The 14,577-nt window shown below is 63.0% G+C and carries 12 protein-coding genes and 1 pseudogene; 5 read left to right on the forward strand and 8 right to left on the reverse strand.

The genetic code is table 11. The features are described 5' to 3' along the window. Positions 1 to 38 precede the first annotated feature (38 nt). From J2J98_RS02640 to pdeM, 3 genes are read left to right on the forward strand one after another with little or no spacing between them, the layout of a single operon-like run. Complete coding sequence (locus J2J98_RS02640; protein WP_207602271.1) at positions 39 to 671, forward strand: YitT family protein; 633 nt, start codon at positions 39 to 41, stop codon at positions 669 to 671. Between the two features lie 49 nt (positions 672 to 720). Beyond that, positions 721 to 3,225, forward strand: coding sequence for a ligase-associated DNA damage response DEXH box helicase (locus tag J2J98_RS02645; RefSeq protein WP_207602272.1), 2,505 nt, complete (start codon positions 721 to 723; stop codon positions 3,223 to 3,225). A 42-nt stretch (positions 3,226 to 3,267) separates the two neighbouring features. Beyond that, positions 3,268 to 3,993 (forward strand): ligase-associated DNA damage response endonuclease PdeM, encoded by a 726-nt coding sequence (gene pdeM / locus J2J98_RS02650; RefSeq protein WP_207603067.1) that lies wholly within the window; start codon positions 3,268 to 3,270, stop codon positions 3,991 to 3,993. A gap of 42 nt (positions 3,994 to 4,035) precedes the next feature. Here the strand turns inward: pdeM and J2J98_RS02655 are convergent, their stop codons facing one another. Next, positions 4,036 to 4,617, reverse strand: a complete 582-nt coding sequence (locus J2J98_RS02655) for a transglycosylase SLT domain-containing protein (RefSeq protein WP_138395434.1) — start codon at positions 4,615 to 4,617, stop codon at positions 4,036 to 4,038. Between the two features lie 91 nt (positions 4,618 to 4,708). Further along, the gene (locus tag J2J98_RS02660) at positions 4,709 to 5,266 is read right to left on the reverse strand and encodes a dihydrofolate reductase family protein (protein WP_138395435.1); all 558 of its coding nucleotides are present in this window, start codon (positions 5,264 to 5,266) and stop codon (positions 4,709 to 4,711) included. Between the two features lie 211 nt (positions 5,267 to 5,477). Between J2J98_RS02660 and J2J98_RS02665 the strand changes: the two genes are divergently transcribed. Together J2J98_RS02665 and J2J98_RS02670 are read left to right on the forward strand one after the other, a co-directional pair. Then, positions 5,478 to 6,086 (forward strand): TetR/AcrR family transcriptional regulator, encoded by a 609-nt coding sequence (locus tag J2J98_RS02665; protein WP_138395436.1) that lies wholly within the window; start codon positions 5,478 to 5,480, stop codon positions 6,084 to 6,086. A 12-nt stretch (positions 6,087 to 6,098) separates the two neighbouring features. Continuing rightward, the gene (locus J2J98_RS02670; RefSeq protein WP_138395437.1) at positions 6,099 to 6,386 is read left to right on the forward strand and encodes a YciI family protein; all 288 of its coding nucleotides are present in this window, start codon (positions 6,099 to 6,101) and stop codon (positions 6,384 to 6,386) included. 36 nt (positions 6,387 to 6,422) lie between these two features. Here the strand turns inward: J2J98_RS02670 and J2J98_RS02675 are convergent, their stop codons facing one another. The 6 genes and pseudogenes from J2J98_RS02675 to J2J98_RS02700 all read right to left on the reverse strand — a co-directional run bounded on the left by J2J98_RS02675 (position 6,423) and on the right by J2J98_RS02700 (position 14,463). After that, positions 6,423 to 7,223 (reverse strand): TIGR02186 family protein, encoded by an 801-nt coding sequence (locus J2J98_RS02675; RefSeq protein WP_064709773.1) that lies wholly within the window; start codon positions 7,221 to 7,223, stop codon positions 6,423 to 6,425. Continuing rightward, positions 7,223 to 8,146 (reverse strand): sulfite exporter TauE/SafE family protein, encoded by a 924-nt coding sequence (locus tag J2J98_RS02680; RefSeq protein WP_064709774.1) that lies wholly within the window; start codon positions 8,144 to 8,146, stop codon positions 7,223 to 7,225. The genes J2J98_RS02675 and J2J98_RS02680 overlap by 1 nt, the downstream gene beginning before the upstream one ends. Before the next feature lie 472 nt (positions 8,147 to 8,618). Then, a complete protein-coding gene (locus J2J98_RS02685; protein ID WP_207602273.1) occupies positions 8,619 to 12,386 on the reverse strand; it encodes a peptidoglycan-binding protein in 3,768 nt (1,255 codons plus the stop codon). A gap of 329 nt (positions 12,387 to 12,715) precedes the next feature. Next, a pseudogene (locus J2J98_RS02690) lies at positions 12,716 to 12,954 on the reverse strand (VOC family protein); the annotation flags it as partial. A 46-nt stretch (positions 12,955 to 13,000) separates the two neighbouring features. After that, positions 13,001 to 13,702 carry an SDR family NAD(P)-dependent oxidoreductase gene (locus J2J98_RS02695; protein ID WP_207602274.1) on the reverse strand — a complete coding sequence of 234 codons (702 nt, stop codon included), beginning with the start codon at positions 13,700 to 13,702 and terminating at the stop codon, positions 13,001 to 13,003. Between the two features lie 77 nt (positions 13,703 to 13,779). Continuing rightward, the gene (locus J2J98_RS02700) at positions 13,780 to 14,463 is read right to left on the reverse strand and encodes a DNA-3-methyladenine glycosylase I (RefSeq protein WP_207602275.1); all 684 of its coding nucleotides are present in this window, start codon (positions 14,461 to 14,463) and stop codon (positions 13,780 to 13,782) included. Positions 14,464 to 14,577: the final 114 nt, after the last annotated feature.

The following is a 14,577-nucleotide window of genomic DNA, read 5'->3' on the forward strand; positions in this document are numbered from 1 at the left end:
GCCGGCTAGAAAACGGCAAAAGCAGATAGGGGAATTTCATGGCATCCAACGCCTCCGCAGGCCTTCTGAACTCCAGCGCAGAACGCCACTCGCTGTTGGACGACGCGCAGGGTATCGTCGCCGGCAGCATGCTGGCCGTCCTCGGCGTCTCGCTGCTGTCCGGCGCCGGAATGCTTGCCGGCGGCACTGCGGGCCTTGCCTTCCTTGCGCATTACGCGACCGGGATCAGTTTCGGGCTCTGCTTCTTTGCCGTAAACCTGCCCTTCTATTATCTTGCCTTCCGCCGTTTAGGCCCAGCCTTCACCATCAAGACCTTCCTTGCGATCGGGCTGACCTCGCTCCTGTCCGAATTCGTGCCTGACTTCATCGGCGTGACGCAGGTCCACCCGGTTGCCGGTGCGCTATTCGGAGGCCTGGTCATCGCCGCCGGCATGCTGGCGCTTTTCCGCCACCGCGCCAGTCTAGGCGGTATCGGCATTCTCGCCCTCTATATCGAGGATCGCTTCGGCTGGCGGGCCGGCCTCGTCCAGCTCGGTTTCGACGCCATCGTGCTGGCGCTCTCCTTCTTCGTCGCCAGCCCCTTCATCATCGCATGTTCGGTGCTTGGCGCCGTCGTGCTCAACCTGACGCTCGCCATCAATCACCGCAAGGACCGCTATATCGCGATGTGAGCGGCGGCCCTGCTCTTCTTTTTCGCCCGCTTTTCACTACCTTCAGGGCGTGGACCAGATCGATTCCGACGCCTTGCTTCCTGCCGCCTTTACCCGCTGGTTTGCGGAAAAGGGCTGGCGCCCGCGCGCCCATCAGCTGGAGCTGCTCGCGCGCGCCGAGGCCGGCCAAAGCACGCTGCTGATCGCGCCGACCGGCGCCGGCAAGACGCTTGCCGGTTTCCTGCCCTCGCTCACCGATCTCACCCGCCGCGGCAGGATCCCGCCCGGCTCCGCCTTCACCGGCATCCATACGCTCTATGTCTCGCCGCTGAAGGCGCTGGCGATCGATATCGAGCGCAACCTGATGAAGCCCGTTCTGGAAATGGGCCTGCCCGTCACGATAGAAAACCGCACCGGCGATACGCCGAACGCCAAGCGCCAGCGCCAGAAGCTCAACCCGCCGGATATTCTGCTGACAACGCCGGAGCAGGTCGCCTTGCTTCTGGCGAACAGGGAGGCAGAGCGCTTCTTCAAGGACCTGAAATATGTCGTCCTCGACGAGCTGCATTCGCTCGTCACTTCCAAGCGCGGCCACATGCTTTCGCTCGGCCTTGCCCGTCTGCGCCGCCTTGCTCCCCATCTCAAGACCATCGGTCTGTCGGCGACCGTCGCTGAGCCGATGGACCTGCAGAAATGGCTGGTCGCCCAGGAGGAGGGGAGGGAGCATCATGCGGGGCTTGTCGTCGTGGAAGGCGGCGCCAAACCCGATATTTCGATCCTGCCGACCGAGGAGCGCATTCCTTGGGCCGGCCATTCCGCCAAATATGCCATCCCCGACGTCTACCGCCAACTTCTTGATCACAAGACGACGCTGCTTTTCGTCAATACCCGCAGCCAAGCGGAGATGTTGTTCCAGGAACTCTGGACGATCAATGACGACAATCTGCCGATCGCGCTCCACCACGGCTCCCTCGATGTCGCCCAGCGCCGCAAGGTTGAGGCAGCCATGGCTGAAAACCGGCTGCGTGCCGTCGTCGCCACCTCCACGCTCGATCTCGGCATCGACTGGGGCGATGTCGATCTCGTCATCCATGTCGGCGCGCCGAAGGGGGCCTCGCGTCTTGCCCAGCGCATCGGCCGCGCCAATCACCGCATGGACGAGCCTTCGAAGGCAATCCTCGTGCCGGCCAACCGCTTCGAGGTGATGGAGTGTCGGGCAGCGCTTGACGCCAATTATATCGGCGCCCAGGACACGCCGCCCGTCGGCCGCGGCGCGCTCGACGTGCTCGCCCAGCACGTGCTCGGCATGGCCTGCGCCGAACCCTTCGACATGCTGGAACTCTATGATGAAATCACCAGCGCCTCGCCCTATGCCGATCTCAGCTGGGAGACCTTCGAGCGTGTCGTCGATTTCGTCGCGACCGGCGGCTATGCGCTCCGGACCTACGAGCGTTACGCCCGCATCCGAAAGACCAAGGAGGGCCGCTGGCGCGTCTCCAATCCTGCCGTCGCCCAGCAATACCGCCTCAACCTCGGCACCATCGTCGAAAGCCCGATGCTGAACATCCGCATGGTCAAGCGCGGCGAGGGTGGACGGATCGGCCGTGGCGGCGCCACGCTGGGGAAGGTCGAGGAATATTTCCTCGAACAATTGTCGCCGGGCGATACTTTCGTCTTCTCCGGCAAGGTGTTGCGCTTCGAAGGCATTCGGGAAAATGAATGCCTGGCTTCGCAGGCCTTTTCGCTCGATCCGAAGATCCCGTCCTACAATGGCGGCAAGTTTCCGCTGTCGACCTATCTTGCCGAGCAAGTGCGGGCGATAATTGCCGATCCCGACCGCTGGTGCCATCTGCCGGATCAGGTGCGCGACTGGCTGTCGCTGCAGAACGACAAGTCGATGCTGCCGAAGCGTGACGAGTTCCTGATCGAAACGTTTCCTCGCGGCAGCCGCGGCTATATGGTCGCCTATCCCTTCGAAGGGCGTCTCGCCCACCAGACGCTCGGCATGCTGCTGACCCGCCGGCTGGAGCGGGCCGGTGCCAAGCCGCTTGGCTTCGTCGCCACCGACTATTCGCTCGCCGTCTGGGGCCTCGAGGATATGGGGCTGATGATCGCCAATGGTCGCCTCAGCCTCTCCGACCTCTTCGACGAAGACATGCTCGGCGACGACCTCGAAGCCTGGCTTGACGAATCCTTCCTGTTGAAGCGCACCTTCCGCAATTGCGCCGTGATTGCAGGCTTGATCGAGCGTCGCCATCCGGGCAAGGAGAAGAGCGGCCGCCAGATCACCGTCTCGGCCGACCTGATCTATGATGTGCTGCGCAGCCATGAGCCGGATCACATCCTGCTGCAGGCGACGCGCCAGGATGCGGCGACGGGGCTTTTGGATATAAGCCGTCTTGGCGATATGCTGATGCGAATCAGGGGCCACATCACCCATCGCCCTCTCGACCATATTTCCCCGCTCGCCGTGCCGGTGATGCTGGAGATCGGACGAGAGGCCGTACCTGGCGAGGCCCATGACGCGCTTTTGGCCGAGGCGGCGGACGATCTGATCGCCGAGGCCTTGGCGTAATATGGGGCCTGACCGAATTGGCCTGACGAGGATTGGGAAGTGATGAACCGCCTGGCGCTGGCGCGCGACACATCGGGACTGGCCGCGACAGCGGCCGTCGAGACGTCGGTCCACGGCGTTGCTGCCGTCTGCGATCCGCTCGGCGCACTCTATCTGCCGGATACCGGCCTGCTCGTCGTCTCGGATCTGCATCTCGAAAAAGGGGCAGCCTTCGCTCGCCGCGGCATGATGCTGCCGCCCTATGATACGCTGGCGACGCTGACCGTGCTCGCCGCCGTCATTTCCCGCTATAATCCCAAGCTCGTCGTCTCGCTCGGCGATAATTTCCACGATCGCGTCGGTTCCGCGCATCTGCCGGAAAATTTCCGCGCATTGATCGTGACGATGTCGCGCGGCCGCGAATGGATCTGGGTCAATGGGAATCACGATCCAGATGGTGTTGTCGATCTGCCGGGCGCCTCGGTCGACGAGATGCATTATGCCGGCCTGACCTTCCGCCACGAGCCCAGGAATGGCTTGCAGAGCGGCGAAATCGCCGGCCATCTCCATCCTTCGGCGACGGTGCGCCGGCGCGAAAGATCCATCCGCCGCCCCTGTTTCGCCACCGACGGCGCCCGGCTCCTCATGCCGGCATTCGGGGTGATGAGCGGCGGTCTCGACCTTGGCCATCAGGCGATGAGGGGCCTATTCGACAAACCGTCGTTGGTGGCGCATCTGCTGGGGCGGGACCGGATCTATTCGGTCCGGTACGGGAATTTGCGGGGGTAATGCCTGTCCTGAATCAAGCGTGCCGATGGCGCGCTTTTCAATTCAATCGCACCCCCGCAACTGCTGCTGATACGTCGCCGCCATCCGCGCAAACTTCTGCGCCGTCTGCTGCAATTGGCCGTTCGAGCGCCAGTCGCCGCGCTTATATCCGGTCGGACCGGAATAATAGGCGAGATAGAGGTTATAGGCATCGTTGAGCGGAATGCCGGTCTCGGCGCTGTTCTGGTAATGATACCAGCCGATGAAATCGATTGCGTCGGTGAAATTCGTCCGCCGCGCCGCCCAGTTCCCCGTCTGCGACTGGTAGTGATCCCATGTCCCGTCGAGCGCTTGCGAATAGCCGTAGGCGGTCGACGGCCGGGTCCAGGGAATGAAGCCGAAGAGCTTGGTGCGCGGTGGCCGCGCATAAGGCTGGAAGCCGGATTCTGTGTACATCGTTGCCATCAGGATCGGTACGGGCACGCCGTACTTCTTCTCCGTCCGCTCCGCTGCCCTCTGCCAGCTGGAGAAAAGACCTTCACGCTGGTCGAAGACGGCGCAGATGTTCCTCGTCTGCCTGGGCGCAGTCGCGCAGCCGGCAAGCAGCGCGAGACCCAGGGCGGTCAGAATGATACGAGTACGCATGACAAAACCTCTCGCTTCCGAGAGATTACTAACTCGTAAATGTTAAGGAGCGGTTTTTAGTCGAATACGAACTTCTCCAGGCAACCCTTGCCTACGCCTTGACCGGCTCGTAGCGCAGGATCAACGCGCCGCTTGCCGTAGTCGACGATTCGAGCAATTTCAGCGGCACCTGATCCTGTCCTGGTTTGAAGAGCGGATTGCCGCCACCGAGAATGACCGGCACCACACATATCCTGATCTCATCGATAAGACCGGCCTTCAGCAGACTGTCGGCGAGCGCGGCGCTACCGAAGATGAAGATTGTCTTGCCGTCCTCCTGCTTCAGCCTGGTCAGTTCGGGGATAGGATCGCTGACGATACGGGCATTGTTCCAGCCGGGCTCGGTCATCGTTCGAGAGACGGCGATCTTGGCAATGCCATTCATATAGGCCTTGATCTTGTCGTCGTCCTCGGCGGTTGGCCAATAGGCGGCCATGCCCTCATAGGTCTTGCGGCCGAAGACCAGGAGATCGCCTTCCTCGCCGAACTGCTCGGCATAGCGCTTGAGCTCCGGCCCCCAGGCGAGATTGTGGAAGTCGATATCCCACGGCTTAGCTCCCTCGAAATAGCCATCGAGCGTCATCAGATTCCAGACGACAAGCTTCCGCATTTTATCCTCCTTCGCGGCACGAACTGCTTTCAATAGGCAACTGGTTCAGCATAGAGAGACCGATATCAATTTGCAAGCGGTTTTAATGCGGGCGGCTGACATTGAGGCCAGTTTCGGCGCTTGACTTCCCTAGGTCGATTGTCCTAACACCTTCTAGGTCAATTGACCTACGAGTTGTACTGGCGCCTTTGGAAACAGCGGGAGGATGAGAATGGTTGCCGCGGCCACACGACAGCAGATAGTGGAGGCCGCCGACGGGCTTTTCTACGAGAGAGGCTTCGAGGCAACGTCCTTTGCCGACATTGCGGGGATAGTCGGACTCTCCCGAGGCAATTTTTACTATCATTTCAAGACGAAGGACGAGCTTCTCGATGCGGTGATCACCCATCGCCTCGTCAAAACGAGGTCAATGCTCAATGTGTGGGAGGCGAACGGCGAAACACCTGAGGAGCGCATTCTCAGTTTCGTCGATCTCCTCGTCGTGAACCGGACCAAGATCATGGCCCACGGTTGCCCGGTCGGTACGCTTTGCAACGAACTCGCCAAGCTGGATCACCTTGCCAAGGGCCGGGCAACCGAGCTTTTCGATCTCTTTCGCCATTGGCTCTCACGTCAGTTCATTGCGTTCGGCCGCGAGAATGAGGCCGATGCGCTTGCCATGCACATTCTGATGCGAAGCCAGGGCGTTGCGACGCTCGCAGCCGCCTACCGCGACGAAATCTTTGTTCGAAACGAGGTGGAAAACATGCGCGGATGGCTGGCGGCGCAGCGGCCCGGAATACCCGTTTTTCCCGAAACTCTTTCCCGACAGCTTTCCTAAAGGAGCCCTTGCATGTTTTTCATCACACTGAAGTTTTCTGATGGCAAGGCGAAAGCGCCCGTTCTGATGGAGGCGCACAATGCCTGGCTCAAACGCGGCTTCGACGACGGAATTTTTCTTCTCGCCGGCGGCCTTCAGCCGAGCGCAGGTGGAGCGGTCGTCGCGCACAACACCTCACGCTCCGAACTTGAAACCCGGATTCAGCAGGATCCTTTTGTAGCCGAAGGCGTCGTCAGCGCCGATATTCTGGAAATTGCCCCGGCCCGCGTCGATGAGCGGCTCGCCTTTCTGAAGGCATGAGATGCAGGCGCGACGTTTTTGCCATGTGGCGCCGGATCAGTCCTTGCGGAAGATCAGGCTGGCACTCCAGCCGGTGACGATCGCGAGCAATACGGCTGCAAAGCCGTAGAGGATCGGCTGCTCATGGGCCGCATCGGTGATCGTCTGCTCGATGCCCGTCTTGATGACGCGCAGCGGCAGCGATTTTTCGGTGATGAGACTGCCGCTCTTGAAGAGATAGGCGCGCACCGTATGCACCCCGTTCGGAATATTTGCAGGCAGGCGCAGACTCGCCTTGAAGAGGTTCGATGAAACGAACCGCACGCCGCTCGGGTTCCGGTCGTAAAGGGCGCCTCCCTGCTGCAGCCGCAGGAAAGCCTGACGGAACTCGCCGAGATTGCTGCCGTCGCCGACGAAGCCCACCGGTGTCAGCGGAATGTGGTCGATGCCGATCCCTTGATCGGTCAGTTCGAGCGGCGTCGTCAGGTCGTCGATCATGCGCGAGCTCGACATCGAGTAGGAATGCGGCACCGCCTCGAAGGTCATCGAGCGCCTGTTCACCCAGATGCCGAAGACGCGCTCCTTCTTGCGCACCGTCGCATCCTCGCGTGGGCCTTCCAGCACCACGACCACGTCATACTGGCCGATGGCGAGCAGCAGCTGGTCGGTGTTCGAAAGCGCTCCGAAGATAGTGAGATCCGCGCCGTGGAAATCCGAAGTGATGGCGATTTCGCTGGTCGACGTGCCGATCTCAAGACCTTCGCGCACCGCTTCCGTCGCCTGCCCGGGCAGCCATTGCGCCCCGGCAACGGCCGGCAGCAGGCAAAGGAACAGGAGGATCGAGGCAAGCAGGCGCATCAGTTGCCTGCTCCCATCACGACCGAATAGACGTCGGCAGGTGTCACCACCAGCGCAATCGCCAGACGGAGGCCGACGGCAAGAACCAGCAGGCCCAGCAGGGCGCGCAGCTGCTCGCCGCGCAGCTTCTGGCCAACGCGCACGCCGTATTGCGCGCCGATGACGCCTGCCACCATCAGGATGAAGGCGAGTACGATATCGACGGAATAGTTCGTCGCCGCCTGCACGATCGTCGTATAGGCGGTCACGAAGATGATCTGGTAGAGCGAGGTGCCGACCACGACATTGGTCGGAATACGCAGGAGATAGATCATCGCAGGCACCATGATGAAGCCGCCGCCGACGCCCATGATCGAGGTGAGGATGCCGATCGCAAAGCCGAGCGCGATGATCGGAATGACGCTGAGATAGATCTTCGATTTCTTGAAGCGCACCTTGAGCGGCAGCTTGTGCACCCAGTGCTGGTGCCCGGGCTTGCGTGGCGCCGGCGGTTCGTTGCGGGCAGCCCGCCGCATGGCATTGATGCTTTCGAGCAGCATCAGCCCACCGACAGTGCCGAGGAAGATGACGTACATCAGCGAGATCATGAGATCGAGCTGACCCACCCTCCGCAAAAGCGAAAAGATCCAGATGCCGACCGTGGCGCCTGAAAGACCGCCGGCCAAAAGCACCGTGCCGAGCTTCACGTCGAGCGTGCCGCGCCGGAAATGGGTGATCGCACCCGATATCGACGACGCCACAACCTGGTTTGCGCCGGTGGCGACTGCGACGACAGGCGGGATATTGTAGAAGATCAACAGCGGGGTGATGAGAAAGCCGCCCCCGACGCCGAACATTCCGGACAGGAAGCCGACGGCCGCCCCCATGCCGAGAATGATGAATATATTCACCGACAATTCTGCGATAGGCAGATAGATTGTCACAACCGACCCCGAATGATGACCGCTCCTGCCGGGCGGTTCTGGCACGTCCCCGTTCGAATGCGCACCATACTGTGAAATCGTTGCCAGAGGCTTTCGATCGGCCCCGATTGATGGAGATCGACGGCAGGAGATTCGGCAATGCGCGGATCGATATGTCCGGCATAATTCGGCTTTTTTCAGGTTTTGTGACGAGGGTTGGAAAAATTCGGAAAAGCTTGCGGCAGAGCGCTGCCAGGCCAGCGCCGATGGCTGCTCCTTGCCTAACCCGGCTTAAATTTTGAGAGACTTGGCGGGTGAAGGGAGAGGTCGCGGCACGTCCCCTTCTCCCCGAGGAGAGAAGAGGGAGTCGAAACGCTGCGGCATTTCCCTTTGCTCTGTTAAGGGGCCCCCAAGGACGGGAGAAGCCTGTGCTTGCTCGATCAAGGCACGGTGCCGGCAGCGGACGGACAGCGCCTTCCCGCGTCGATGCGCCTCAGATCGCCTTGGCGCCTTGCTTGTTGCGCTCGAGCAATGCCTTCACGGTCGCGTCCGTCACCTTGCCGTCCGGCTCCTGGCCGATCGACTTCTGGAAGTTCTTGATCGCGGTGACGGTCTTTGCGCCCATTTCGCCGTCGGGCACACCTGCGTCGAAGCCGTTATTGTTGAGGATCGCCTGGATGTTGCGGATCGCTTTCTTCATGTCGACGGTTGCCGTCTTCACGCCCGTGCCCGCCCATTCGTCGGGGATGTCGATGCCGTTGGCGCGATGGTCCAGCGGCTGCGGCTTCCAGAGGTCGGCCTTGGCGCGCGCCGATTCGAGTTGCGCGGGCTTCATGGCGTTGGCCACTTCGTCGCGCTTCTGCGCCGCATCCTTGTCGCCGGCCTTCGCCGCGATCGCAAACCACTTGTAGGATTCTTCGAGATCCGCCGGAACGCCGTTGCCGCGGGCACAGAGGATTGCCAGGTTGAACTGGCTGTCGGTGATGCCGAGGTTGGCGGCCTTGGTGAACCACGAGGCGGCCGTCGCATAATCCTGCTGGCCGAGCGCGCCGGAGGCGTAGAGGACGGCGAGATTGTGCATGGCGCTGGCATTGCCCTGGTTCGCCGCCTGCTCGTAGAAGCCCTTCGCCTTGTTGACATCGCGTTCGACGCCGTTGCCCTTCTCGTACATGCTGCCGAGACGGTATTGCGCCGGTGCAAAACCCTTTTCGGCCGAAAGCTGGTACCAGCTCGCCGCCTGTTTCTGATCGACGGTCATGCCGTTGCGGCCATCCGAATAGCGTGCGCCGATCTCGAACAGCGCCAGGGCGTCGCCGCCCTGCGCCGCATCCGCAAGCGATTTCGGCTGCACGGTCTCGGGAATGGTGATCGCTGCCTGCGGCGCGGGTGCCGCAGCGGTCGGGCTGTTCGGAGTGAAGCTGGATGTTTCCTGCGTTGCGCCGGACGAACCGGCGGGAGCAAAGGTTGCAGCCCCTTCGCCGTCGAGCGGCGCCGTATCGGTCAGATGATCGCCGGCGCCGGGCGGGGTTGCTTCCGGTTGCCTCTGTTCGGCGGCCGGGGGCGCGCTCGCCGTTGCCGGGGCGTCCGTATCGGCAGCACCGGTGTCCGGCTGGGCGGGTGTCGCCTCAGGCAAGGTCTGCTGCGCGTTGTCCGTCGCCCCCGTCAGTGCCGACAATTCCGCCGGCGGCTGCGGCGCCGGCTCGCCGCTCGTCAGCGTCCGGGCGAGCGGAAAGGCCATGATGGCGAGCAGCACAGCGCCGACGGCGAGAAGGATCGGCCGGCGATAGCGCGAAAAGGCACTGGTCTTGCCCGCCTTATCGTTGCTGTTGGCCTTGTCGGCCTTCGCGCCCTTCTTCTCGCTCCTGGCGTTCGCCTGCTTCGGATTGGCGTCGACTTCCATTGCGGCCGCCTGCGCCGCTCGGCGGGCAGCGGCAATGTAGTCGGCCCGACCGGTCTCGACGGCAGGTTTGCCGCGTTGAGCACTCTGGCTGGCGCGCACCCGCTCGAGGATTTTCTTGACGTCAGGCGCACCCGACCCCGGTTCGAGCAGTTCGTTCGCCGCATCCGTCGGCACCACGTCGGCAGGGTCGATCGACGGTGCGGGGTCGATCATCGCGCGTTCGGGGGCCTTGGTCTCGGCTTTCTTGCCTGGGCGCAACCGCTTGCCGAGGTTGGCGAGCAGACCCGCTTTCGCCGGTACCGGTGTCGCGGACTCCGGCGTCCCGGCTGCGGCTTCGATTGCGATTGCGCTCGTTGCGCTCCTGGCCGCGGCTGGGGCCGGGGCCGGGGCGGCGGGTTCCGCTGCGACCTCTGCCGTGCGGATGACCGGTGAGGCGTTCGTTGCCGTAGCCACGTCCGGCGTTCGGGCGGCTTCGGCCACCATCAGCGCGTAGGGGTCGACATCGAAATCGACGTCGGCCATCGGCATCTGGACGGAGGGCCGCCCGCGCTCTTCCATGCCGTCTAGGCGGTCGGCGATATGGACCAGCGTCTCGTGCAGCGCCTTGAAGGTCTTGTGCGTGCGCTCTTCGCTGTCGCGGCTGATGTCCTCGAGATGGCGCAGATCCTCGGCCAGCGCCGTCAGCGCCGACATGTCGGCGGCGGGCACGGCTCCCTGCAGGCCACCGTTGCGCGAATAGGCCTCGACGACGGCTTCAGCCGCCTGCCGTGCCGCCTCGATGATATATTCGTCGCTTGTCGCCATATAGTCTTCGATCGCGCCCATGCGCCGGTCGAGGTCGGCCGGGATCGCAGCGCTTTCGCGAGGCTGGCTCATCAGAGCCGAAAGATTGGCGATCTGGTCTTCCAGATTCTTCAGCGCCCGCGGATCGGCGGGCGCCGCCGCTGTGGTCTCTTCCAGCCGGGCGGCAATGTCGCTCAGCCGGCCTTCGAGACGCTGAAAAGTGCCGTCATCGATCACTGCGGCAGGTGCGGGCTGCTGATAGGCCATCTCGTCGATGCGCCGGGCGAGATAATCGAGCCGCTGTGCCAGCACGTCGTTGACGGCGCCGTTCTCGAGCGCGTCGATCTTGCGGGAGATGTCGGAAAGCGGTCCGGTGAGGTCGGGTTGCGCCGCCTTCTGCGTGCGCTCCAACAGATAGGAAAGCTGTTCCAGCCGCTCGTCGAGCCGCGACGTCGCTTCCGCCTTGGTCAACTCCTCGACGCGCTCCGTCAGCGCTTCCAGCCGCATCGCCAGCTCGTCGGCCGGGTTTGCGCGGCTGGCCGCATCGTGGCTCATCAGGTCGATCTGATCGGCGAGCGACGAGAGGCGGCTTTCCAGCCGCTGCAGCAGCGTCGGATCGTTGCCGGCGGCCGCGCGTCCGCTGGCCGCGATCGCCCGGCTGATCTCGTCGAGCCGCATGTCCATGGCGGCGAACTGTTCCGACATGACCCGGTCATGTGGCTGGATCATGTTGCCGAATTGCTCCATCGCCGTGGCGATGGCGATGAGCTTGTCTTCCAGGGCCCTGACCGCTGGGCTTTCGCCCATGCCGCCGATATGGCGCTTGATGTCGTCGAGCCGGTAGGCAAGCGAAACGAGCTCTTCCTGCAGCCCCTCGGTATCGAGTGCCGCCAGCCGGTTCTCGACGCCGTCCCAGCGGTTTTCCATGTGGCGCAGCGATTCCTCGCGCGCCAGCCCGTCCATCAGCGATCGCAGCTCCTCGAAATCCTCGCGCAGGCCGGCAGCCTCCGGCCCGCTCGAGCGGCCGGTCAGCTGACTGATGCTCTGGGCAAGGCGGTTCATGTCGGTGCGAATCTCGTCGGCGAAGCGGCTGTCTCCGGCGGTAGCCTTGATCTCGCGAAGTTCGGCGCGTAGCGCGTTCATTTCTCGGGTCACGCCTTCGGATATGTCGCGCTTCAGGTCCTGGCGCAGGTTGACGAGTGCTTGGGCGATCTCCGTCATCGTATCGTCGCCGGCGCGGAAGGCGGGGGCGGCGGCCGGCATGGCGCGCGGCGCGGGTTCGCGCGGCGTGGCGTGCTCGCGCCCGTAGGAACGTTCGCGCCCTGCTTCCAATGCCCGCTGGCGCTGGCGGATTTCCGCCAGCGGATCCGGTCGCTGCTCGAGCGGCGCTCTTGCCGGGCGTGGCGCAATGGGGGCCGTATAAGAATCGCGCTCGGCCGTCGGCGTGCGCGGCCGCTGATCGCGTCCGCTGCCCATCAGACCTTCGATGCGCGCCTCCAGCCCTTCGATCGTGCGGTTCAGCGCATCGAGCGAGGTCCGGTCGGACTGTCGGGAAGGATTTGATCGCGATCCGTTCATCTTCTTGCTCGCTTCGACTGCTCGACCTCTCGTTAGAGCCCGATCCGTGGCTTTTCCGTCTGTGGCCCGCGCTTGTGACGCGGACCGGAGCGCCTCATCCACGAGAAAACAGCCATCAGACTTTCCTCACGCTGGACGATGTAGCGGCATCCTTGGGAAACGCGAGACGGGGAGAAGGAATGCGGATCACTACGGCTCAATCCGCACCTTTCACGAAACGTGGTAAACAAGCCGTTAATATCGATGAGAATTTTTTAACGTTTGCATTCCAGACGCCAATTTGCCCGCCAGTTGCCATAGAATTGGTCAGGTCGGACGGCCATACCCGATCAGGCCGGCCTCGGATATTTCAGCTCGATCTTCACGCCGTCGGGCCATAGACGAAGACCTGGCCGAGGTCGGTGTCGGGAATATCGTCATATTCGTAACGATAGCCGCTCGCCTTGATGCGCTCCAGAGCCGGCTCGAATTCGTAAAGCCTGAAGGCGACATGATTGAAAATGCCGGGCGGAAAATCGGTGCTGCGCGAGGTCAGCAGGAGATCGATGACGGGTCGTTCGTCCAGATGCCGTGAAAGTTGTCTTCTCCGTCGGCCATACGCCGCGCGAGCCCAATTAGAAATTTTCCGTCCACGGCCGGACTTCCACCTCCAGCGACCACGCGCTGCGGTGCTGGCGAAGCACGTCGAGATAGGTGTGGGCGATTGCGTCCGGCAAGAGCGTCGCATCCGGTTTTTCTGCCCGGTCCGGCCGGGTTTGCGAGCGCACCGCGCCGTCGATGACGAAATGCGCGACATGAATGCCCATCGGACCGAGTTCGCGGGCGGCACTCTGGGCAAGGCCGCGCAGCGCGAATTTTCCCATCGCGAAGGGCGCCGATTGCGCGAAGCCCTTCACGCTCGCCGACGCGCCGGTGATGAGAATGGCGCCGTGGCGCTGTGGTATCATCCGTTGCGCCGCCTGCTGCACCACCAGAAAGCCGCCCATCGCCGTCGTCGCAATCGCCTTCCCGACTTCGGCGGGGTCGAGTTCGGCGAGCGGCCCGCGCAGGCGGGCGCTGGCGTTAAAGATCACCACTTCGGGCCCACCGATTGCCGCGGCAACCTCGTCGAATAGCGACCCGACGCTGGCAGGCTGCGAGACGTCCGCAGTAAATGCCCTGGCGCCGGTCTCCTCTGAGAGCGTCTGCAGCTTTTCGATATTGCGGGCGGCGAGCCCGACCTTGACGCCCAGCCCCGACAGTTGCCGGGCGAGCGATGCGCTGATGCCGGAGCCGGCGCCGACGATGAGGGCGCTCTGATAAGGAAAGTCGGTCATGATATCGTCCTCGATGGATCGTCGGAAAGACGTAGGAAGCCCGACGAGGCCGCGCCACCCCACCGCCCAGCCGAATTTCAGTGCGGCGCGTCAATCGAATAGGCGCTGATGCGCGAGAGGTGGATGTAGGAAAGGCCGGTTTCGTCGGCCCATTCGTTGAAGGCCTGCTGGATCAGCTGCTGATCTTTCTTCGTTGTGCCGGAGGAGGAGAGCGGCACACCGGCCGATCTCAGGCATGCGAGCACGTCGAGCGTGGCGACGAAGCTGTCGCGGCCGAGGCCGCGCAGGAAATATTGCCCGGTCATGCCGCCGAGCCGGCTGCCGCGTTTGGTCAACAGCTCGAGAAGGCCGATCTGATCTTCCCGCGGCCAGCCGGCGAAGAAGGCGCCGGCGCTGCCGTGTTCCCTTGCCAGTTCTCGGACGAAGGCGGCATTGGCGCGAACCGACATGATCTTCGCGCCGTTGCGGATGATCCGCTCGTCCGATGTCAGCTCGTGCCAATAATCGTCGGGCGCGATATTCAGCGCCGCCGGGTCGAAGCCTGAAAAGGCCTCCTCGAAGCCCGGCCATTTCGCATCGATCACCTTCTGCACGAAGCCGCTGTAGAAGATACGCCGGGTCATATCCGCCAGGATGCGATCGTCTGACGTGGCGCGCAGCCGGTCGTGATCCGGCCGGTGCTTCTCCAGCATGGCCTGCAACGCGGCTGCTCCGCCCTTCCGCTCCTCTGCACGCTGCCTTATCGCCTCGAATCTGATCATCCCAGCGGTCCCCTGAAGCATTGCGGATTGAAAGACGCTTCCGCTTATATGCCGTTCCCAGATGGACAAGGAAGGGGAGATGACGTCTCCTCCATCCGCCCAGATTCGCCGGGC

Origin of the sequence: Rhizobium bangladeshense (genome assembly GCF_017357245.1) — a bacterium.
Taxonomy (GTDB): Bacteria; Pseudomonadota; Alphaproteobacteria; order Rhizobiales; family Rhizobiaceae; genus Rhizobium; species Rhizobium bangladeshense.

Excerpts from the sequence above, each read along its gene's own strand:
- J2J98_RS02640 (WP_207602271.1), top strand. The coding sequence starts at position 39 with ATGGCATCCAACGCCTCCGCAGGCCTTCTGAACTCCAGCGCAGAACGC.
- pdeM (WP_207603067.1), top strand. The coding sequence starts at position 3,268 with ATGAACCGCCTGGCGCTGGCGCGCGACACATCGGGACTGGCCGCGACA.
- J2J98_RS02655 (WP_138395434.1), bottom strand. The coding sequence starts at position 4,617 with ATGCGTACTCGTATCATTCTGACCGCCCTGGGTCTCGCGCTGCTTGCC.
- J2J98_RS02660 (WP_138395435.1), bottom strand. The coding sequence starts at position 5,266 with ATGCGGAAGCTTGTCGTCTGGAATCTGATGACGCTCGATGGCTATTTC.
- J2J98_RS02665 (WP_138395436.1), top strand. The coding sequence starts at position 5,478 with ATGGTTGCCGCGGCCACACGACAGCAGATAGTGGAGGCCGCCGACGGG.
- J2J98_RS02670 (WP_138395437.1), top strand. The coding sequence starts at position 6,099 with ATGTTTTTCATCACACTGAAGTTTTCTGATGGCAAGGCGAAAGCGCCC.
- J2J98_RS02675 (WP_064709773.1), bottom strand. The coding sequence starts at position 7,223 with ATGCGCCTGCTTGCCTCGATCCTCCTGTTCCTTTGCCTGCTGCCGGCC.
- J2J98_RS02685 (WP_207602273.1), bottom strand. The coding sequence starts at position 12,386 with ATGAACGGATCGCGATCAAATCCTTCCCGACAGTCCGACCGGACCTCG.
- J2J98_RS02695 (WP_207602274.1), bottom strand. The coding sequence starts at position 13,702 with ATGACCGACTTTCCTTATCAGAGCGCCCTCATCGTCGGCGCCGGCTCC.
- J2J98_RS02700 (WP_207602275.1), bottom strand. The coding sequence starts at position 14,463 with ATGATCAGATTCGAGGCGATAAGGCAGCGTGCAGAGGAGCGGAAGGGC.